This window comes from Nostoc sp. (genome assembly GCF_036917235.1).
Classification (GTDB): domain Bacteria; phylum Cyanobacteriota; class Cyanobacteriia; order Cyanobacteriales; family Nostocaceae; genus Nostoc.
In genome coordinates this window covers 223,929-229,938 of record NZ_JBALDU010000007.1, presented here as the reverse complement: position 1 = coordinate 229,938, position 6,010 = coordinate 223,929, and the positions used below count along the sequence as shown (strand labels likewise).

Below are 6,010 nucleotides of genomic sequence, written 5' to 3'. Positions count from 1 at the left end.
CCGTCCGCCACTATGTCCGAAGACACCGTTCGACTTGCATGTGTTAAGCATACCGCCAGCGTTCATCCTGAGCCAGGATCAAACTCTCCGTTTTGTTGTGTTTCGAGTTTGTGGCTCTGAAAAAAATATTTTCCAGAATCCTATCTACAATTTTGATTATCTTTTTGGGAAATCCCAAAAGTAAAATCTTTTGACGAGGATTGGTTTTTTTCTTAAGCTTTCAAAGTATTATGTTTTTTAGGTTCAGCGGTCGTTTGCGTCTTTTGCTTCCCGACTTAACTAGAGTAACTAGTCATCCCCTAGTTTGTCAAGGGGTAAATTTATTATTTTTGCTAAAAGGGCAAATCGCCTGAGTGGCATTACTTTCAGGTGAATGCCTTAAGCAATGGGAGGGGGCAAAAACAAAGTGGCTAAACCTGACTGGGTGAATAATTCAGGTTGAGTGATTATCGAAAAAGGCAGGAATAGTCTTGCTGGAGGGATTTATCCTGTAATTATTACGCCTGAACTAACCATATATATTAAGAGCATAATTGTTGCGGAGCTTGCGATTTAAGACTCCCATCTTACAGGTGACGCTTATATCGGCATCTACGCGATCGCCATCATCACTACTTTCGTTGATCGTTTGGAAGAGAAGATAGGAGTTACAGTGAGTCTAGCGCTGTAGAGGGGCTTCAAAATTTATAATGAATTTTTGAGAAAAAGCTAAAAACTAGACTAGGCAATAAATACAGATGATCCGACCGCGTAAGGTCTTTGCTCAACATTGGCTCAAAAGTGAAAAGGCGCTCGACGCAATAATTAAAGCAGCTGAGTGTACAGAAAGCGATCGCATCCTGGAAATTGGGCCTGGAACGGGCATTCTGACTCGTCGTTTATTACCCTTAGTGCAATCTCTGGTTGCAGTTGAAATAGACCGTGACTTATGCCAACTGTTGTCAAAGCAGCTTGGTAAGACTGAAAAATTTTTACTGCTGCAAGGTGATTTTCTGACTTTAGATTTACCATCTTATCTGGCAGCCTTTCCCAATTTCCAACAGCCAAATAAGGTAGTAGCCAATATTCCCTACAACATTACAGGGCCAATCATTGAGAAACTATTGGGTACGATCGCTAACCCTAACCCCGAACCATTTGACTCTATAGTGTTGCTGGTACAAAAAGAAGTAGCAGAAAGGTTATATGCTAAAGCAGGCTCAAAAGCTTTTGGGGCGTTGAGTGTGCGGGTACAGTATTTGGCTGAGTGTGAGTTAATCTGCACAGTCCCAGCAGCCGCATTCCATCCACCGCCAAAAGTCGATTCAGCAGTAGTGCGATTGCGTCCCCGAAAAATAGAGATACCAGCACTTAATCCCCGACAGTTAGAAAATTTCTTAAAGTTAGGGTTTGGTGCCAAGCGCAAAATGTTACGAAATAATTTGCAATCTGTTATAGAACGCGATCGCTTGAGCCACTTACTGGAACAATTAAAAATAAATCCCCAAGCCAGAGCTGAAGACCTCAGCGTTCAGCAATGGGTAATTTTAGCAAATGAATTGGGAGTGGAGATTAGGGAGTAGGGGACAAGGCAGATTTTCCCCATTCCCCATTCTTCATTCCCCATTCCTCATTCCCAATTCCCAGAAAATGCGTTCCTACAACTTAATTGCCCCTGCCAAAATCAACTTGTATCTGGAAATCATTAGCGCTCGCCCCGATGGCTATCACGAGTTAGCCATGATACTTCAAAGTATCGGGCTTGCAGACCAGATTGACGTGCGTTCCATCAGCACTGACAATATCCGTGTTCACTGCAACCACCCACAAGTACCGACAGATAAAAGTAATCTGGCATACCGAGCAGCAGAATTAATGGTGAGGCAATTTCCCGAAGCCTTTGCTAAATATGGAGGTGTGGAGATTACTGTCAACAAGCAGATTCCTGTAGCTGCTGGGTTGGCTGGGGGTTCGACAAATGCAGCTGCTGTGTTGGTGGGGATAGATTTACTGTGGAAGTTGGGGCTAACTCAGTCAGAATTAGAGGAGTTGGGAAGCACACTCGGTTCAGATGTACCGTTTTGTGTGGCGGGTGGAACTGCGATCGCAACAGGTAGAGGTGAGCAACTTTCTCCGCTGCCAAGTTTAGATAACATATATATAGTATTGGGGAAATACCGCAGTCTGGAAGTTTCCACGCCTTGGGCATACAAAACTTATCGGCAGCAGTTTGGTCATTCTTATATTAGAGATACTGATAATTTAGCAGCGCGTGCTAATGCAGTTCATTCAGGAGCAATAGTAAAAGCTATTCTGGATAAAGATGCAGGAGAAATTGCCCAAAAACTGCACAATGATTTAGAGCGCGTTGTATTGCCAGCTTATCCCCAAGTTTTACAACTGCGAGAAGTGTTTGCAAATCAAGAAGGCGTTTTAGGAACAATGATGTCTGGTTCTGGGCCAACAGTATTTGCTCTTTTTGAGTCTCAGCAGCAGGCAGAACAAGTGAAACTGCAAGTCAGGGAAGCAATTCTTGATGAAGACTTAGAATTGTTTGTGACTCGGACAATTACACATGGTATTCAGGTGGCATCTTGAGTTTAAATAAATCTTTATTGTTAATGAAGTATGGGGAATAAGCTAATGAGCTTTTAAGTTGCATAGTTAAAATCGCCAAAAAAATAAATGCAAAGACGCAAAGATGCAATTTGAATGACAACAAGCTGATGACAATAGTTATTCCTAATGCTCTAATCCCAAATCTAACATCTAAAATCTAAATATTATGAATGACCAAAATCTAACGCCGCAAACAGATGCTAAAGAACAGGTGACAGCGAGTCCATTACGCTGTTTTACTGGGGCAGTGATTTCTGGAGGGATGGGATTTGCAGCGTATTCGCTGATGATTGCGATCGCGACAAATTTTGCTAGTAAACCGATCCATTCAATCAATCCATTGGTGGTGAAGATTTCTTCTGCTGTCCGCACTCTGGTTGTTGGTGTAGTTGCTTTAGGTAGCGGGATTTTTGCTATAGTGGCAATTGGTTTGTTGGCTTTGGGAGTGCAATTATTAGTGCAGCAATTGACGAAGCAAAAAAGTAGTGAAAACTAGTAATTTGCTTTTAATCAGTAATCTAAAAGCACAAGTTTTTCTAAGGCACCACGACTTACCCTTACTCTACAAGGAGTTGATTTTACTGTTGCCAAATTTATTTAGCACCAGCAGCAGGCGCAGATGCAGTGCTAGTGGTTGCAGTAATTCTCTGGTTTATTGTATCCCTAATTGTTTTAGTCGAGCTTTTTGGGATTGACATAGACACAAAGTGGCTTGTTGTCAGACATGACTCCTTGAATAGCAAATGTTGTAATTTTGGTAAGTAGTGTAAGATTTGATTTTAAAAGATTTTGGGTTGACACTTTATAGACTGGCTCAATATTCACTAATTTATGCGGAATTAATACCAGCGATACTGAAATGGATAGCAGCAACATCATTTATAAGCAAGTTTATGAACACAATCAAGAGATATTTTTTACCCCCTATTTTTGTGACAATGGTTGTCAGCCTTGGTAGTTGTAGTTCTAACCCTACCGCAGGTAATATTGACAGCGCAACGTCATACCCTACCACAGCACCAGCACCAACGAATAGCCTACCTTCTCAGGCTCCCAGCCAAATTCCTAGCGTAGCTCAGTTGAGAGAAAAATCTCCTAATCAAGAATCTTCTAAGGAAAATACGCCTTCCTCACCAACTTCTAAGGTTGCTACTGCCAAAACAACTAGCGTAACACTATACACAAGTGATACCCAGTGTCAAAAACTAATTCCAGAAAAGGTTTCAGTACCAGCCGAAGAACCAGTGACAAATGTAGTAAGTAAAATCTTAGAAAAACGAGATACAAGCGACTTTAGCTTGTCTGGGTATCGTGTCAACATTAAAAATGGCATTGCTACAGTTGATTTACGCATATCTCCTGAGTCAAAGCGGCAAATAACTTCTCTTTCTAGTTGTGAACAGTTTGCTCTGTTTGGCAGTCTCCGCAAAACCTTAACGAGTAATGCTCAATGGAATATTAAAGAGGTTCGCTTCACCGAGGGAGGCGAGGACATTGTTCTTTAGTTAAATATGGTAGTAAGTGCCGTCATCAGCCAGCTAAAAAGATTTTCCCATCTGAACAGCCGCATGACTCATGGATCGGTATTTGTCAGAGTAGTGTATGCTCTAGGCAATTGAAAACAGCTGCAAATAATGGTATATTTTATTTGATTACTAAGTTTATCGTAGCAATTCGCGGGTGTAATTCAGTGGTAGAATGTCACCTTCCCATGGTGAACGTCGTGGGTTCGAGTCCCATCGCCCGCTTTTGTACATTCGCAAATTATATGTCGCAATTCGCAAATTAGTGTCGTTTTTCGCAAGTTAATGTCGATCGGGCTATTTTTTAGAGTCAATTTAATTATGCTAGTTTTTTGCAAATTAATGTCGTATTAGATTATGCTCTAATAGCACACTAGCTTCTATATTAAACTTACTCACCAATATTCTGCTAAACCAAGTTTCAATGGGTAAATTTTCCTAATCCGTTCTCAGGACTACCCTTACCCATTAAACATAATTATGATGAAGCAACTAATCAGTGAAAGTAACTGGTAGCATATTGTCTTTACAAGAAAATACTCATTTATTTCAACCTTCCATTAGCCAGTATGGATTTTGACACTTTATATGATTTCCAGAATAAAAATTACCACTCAACATCATTCCATCGTAGAGGAAAACGGCTGTTGGCTCTTTTAATCGGTAAATTCTTTCTTGTAAATCACCTTAGTATTGGGAAGATGACATTCCTTTCAACCCTCTTAAGCAACTTTTAGACGAGATGGTTCTTGAGCATCAATAGCTAGTACTAATTGAAACAGATGCAAATACTTTAAACCCATCCCTAGCCGGGAGGTTATTGAAACCACAAATGCCCAGCACCCAACGCTGTTTTAGAGAGCCTTTCAACCCACCCCTAGCCGGGATGGTTGTTGAAACCTTGAGCTAGTGCTGAAAAATTTGTGTAACGCTTGTCGTCTTTCAACCCACCCCTAGTCGGGATGGTAATTGAAACTTACGCGAAGGACGTTTCGACCAAGTATTTTTCTGCGATTCTTTCAACCCACCCCTAGTCGGGATGGTAATTGAAACTTTAAAGGCTTTTTGCGTCAACAACACTGGCTTCTTTCAACCCACCCCTAGTCGGGATGGTAATTGAAACTTTTACTCGTCTGCTCTTTGACAGTATCTAGTATCTCTTTCAACCCACCCCTAGTCGGGATGGTAATTGAAACTTGAAACTTTCAACTTTGACGAGCAGACGGGACTTTCAACCCACCCCTAGTCGGGATGGTAATTGAAACGCCTAAAATCCTGCGATCGCATCTCTAAAGAAGACCTTTCAACCCACCCCTAGTCGGGATGGTAATTGAAACAAAAACTCAAAGATGCTTAGTTGTTTGTAAATTTTCTCTTTCAACCCACCCCTAGTCGGGATGGTAATTGAAACCCGCAAAAACTTTCGCGAGAGCTTCCAGCTTTTAGCCTTTCAACCCACCCCTAGTCGGGATGGTAATTGAAACCCCGCCCGTCTAGACCCTTGCCAATACAGGTTTCCAGATGCGATTTTGGCAGACCTGTTTAAAAACTTGTTTTTCTGCTCTCAAGTGAGGACATTCATTAATACTCAAATGAGTCAAATCAATACTGGACAAGGAATTCAAGATTTTGGCAGACCCCTAGGGTTTTTGCCCTCACTTTGGTTCGCCAAAAAAAATGTTTAGGAGGATTCCCCCGACGAAGGGGGTGATTCAGTAGCCACCATTGTGGAAATCCACATCGTTATAAATAACGACTATGGCTAAAAGCCTTACTCCTTATTGCTGGGAGCGCACCTATCCCATCTATAGAATTCTACAGATGGCAGCATCAGAAGCGGGCAGCTACCAGGGTCAGAAAGCATGACAGTCTTCCAACTGCCAAACTAA

The 6,010-nt window shown here is 41.6% G+C and carries 4 protein-coding genes, 1 tRNA gene, 1 rRNA gene and 1 CRISPR repeat array; of the genes, 5 read left to right on the top strand and 1 reads right to left on the bottom strand.

The window, feature by feature from the left end; genetic code table 11:
* A 16S ribosomal RNA gene (locus tag V7K44_RS02830) occupies positions 1–94 on the bottom strand; the annotation flags it as partial.
* 643 nt (positions 95–737) lie between these two features.
* Between V7K44_RS02830 and rsmA the strand changes: the two genes are divergently transcribed.
* The 5 genes from rsmA (at position 738) to V7K44_RS02805 (ending at position 4,346) form a co-directional block, all read left to right on the top strand.
* On the top strand, positions 738–1,562 hold the full coding sequence (rsmA, locus tag V7K44_RS02825; protein WP_334928416.1) for a 16S rRNA (adenine(1518)-N(6)/adenine(1519)-N(6))-dimethyltransferase RsmA: 825 nt from the start codon (positions 738–740) through the stop codon (positions 1,560–1,562).
* A gap of 67 nt (positions 1,563–1,629) precedes the next feature.
* Positions 1,630–2,577 carry a 4-(cytidine 5'-diphospho)-2-C-methyl-D-erythritol kinase gene (gene ispE / locus V7K44_RS02820; RefSeq protein WP_334928414.1) on the top strand — a complete coding sequence of 316 codons (948 nt, stop codon included), beginning with the start codon at positions 1,630–1,632 and terminating at the stop codon, positions 2,575–2,577.
* Between the two features lie 187 nt (positions 2,578–2,764).
* Positions 2,765–3,094: a DUF3082 domain-containing protein gene (locus V7K44_RS02815; RefSeq protein WP_094353499.1), complete on the top strand. Its 330-nt coding sequence runs from the start codon at positions 2,765–2,767 to the stop codon at positions 3,092–3,094.
* Between the two features lie 397 nt (positions 3,095–3,491).
* Positions 3,492–4,103: a sporulation/spore germination protein gene (locus V7K44_RS02810; RefSeq protein ID WP_334928411.1), complete on the top strand. Its 612-nt coding sequence runs from the start codon at positions 3,492–3,494 to the stop codon at positions 4,101–4,103.
* A 171-nt stretch (positions 4,104–4,274) separates the two neighbouring features.
* Positions 4,275–4,346, top strand: a tRNA-Gly gene (locus V7K44_RS02805).
* 638 nt (positions 4,347–4,984) lie between these two features.
* A CRISPR array of direct repeats spans positions 4,985–5,605; the repeat unit is 37 nt; unit sequence CTTTCAACCCACCCCTAGTCGGGATGGTAATTGAAAC.
* Positions 5,606–6,010 lie beyond the last annotated feature (405 nt).

Excerpts from the sequence above, each read along its gene's own strand:
- rsmA (WP_334928416.1), top strand. The coding sequence starts at position 738 with ATGATCCGACCGCGTAAGGTCTTTGCTCAACATTGGCTCAAAAGTGAA.
- V7K44_RS02810 (WP_334928411.1), top strand. The coding sequence starts at position 3,492 with ATGAACACAATCAAGAGATATTTTTTACCCCCTATTTTTGTGACAATG.
- ispE (WP_334928414.1), top strand. The coding sequence starts at position 1,630 with ATGCGTTCCTACAACTTAATTGCCCCTGCCAAAATCAACTTGTATCTG.
- V7K44_RS02815 (WP_094353499.1), top strand. The coding sequence starts at position 2,765 with ATGAATGACCAAAATCTAACGCCGCAAACAGATGCTAAAGAACAGGTG.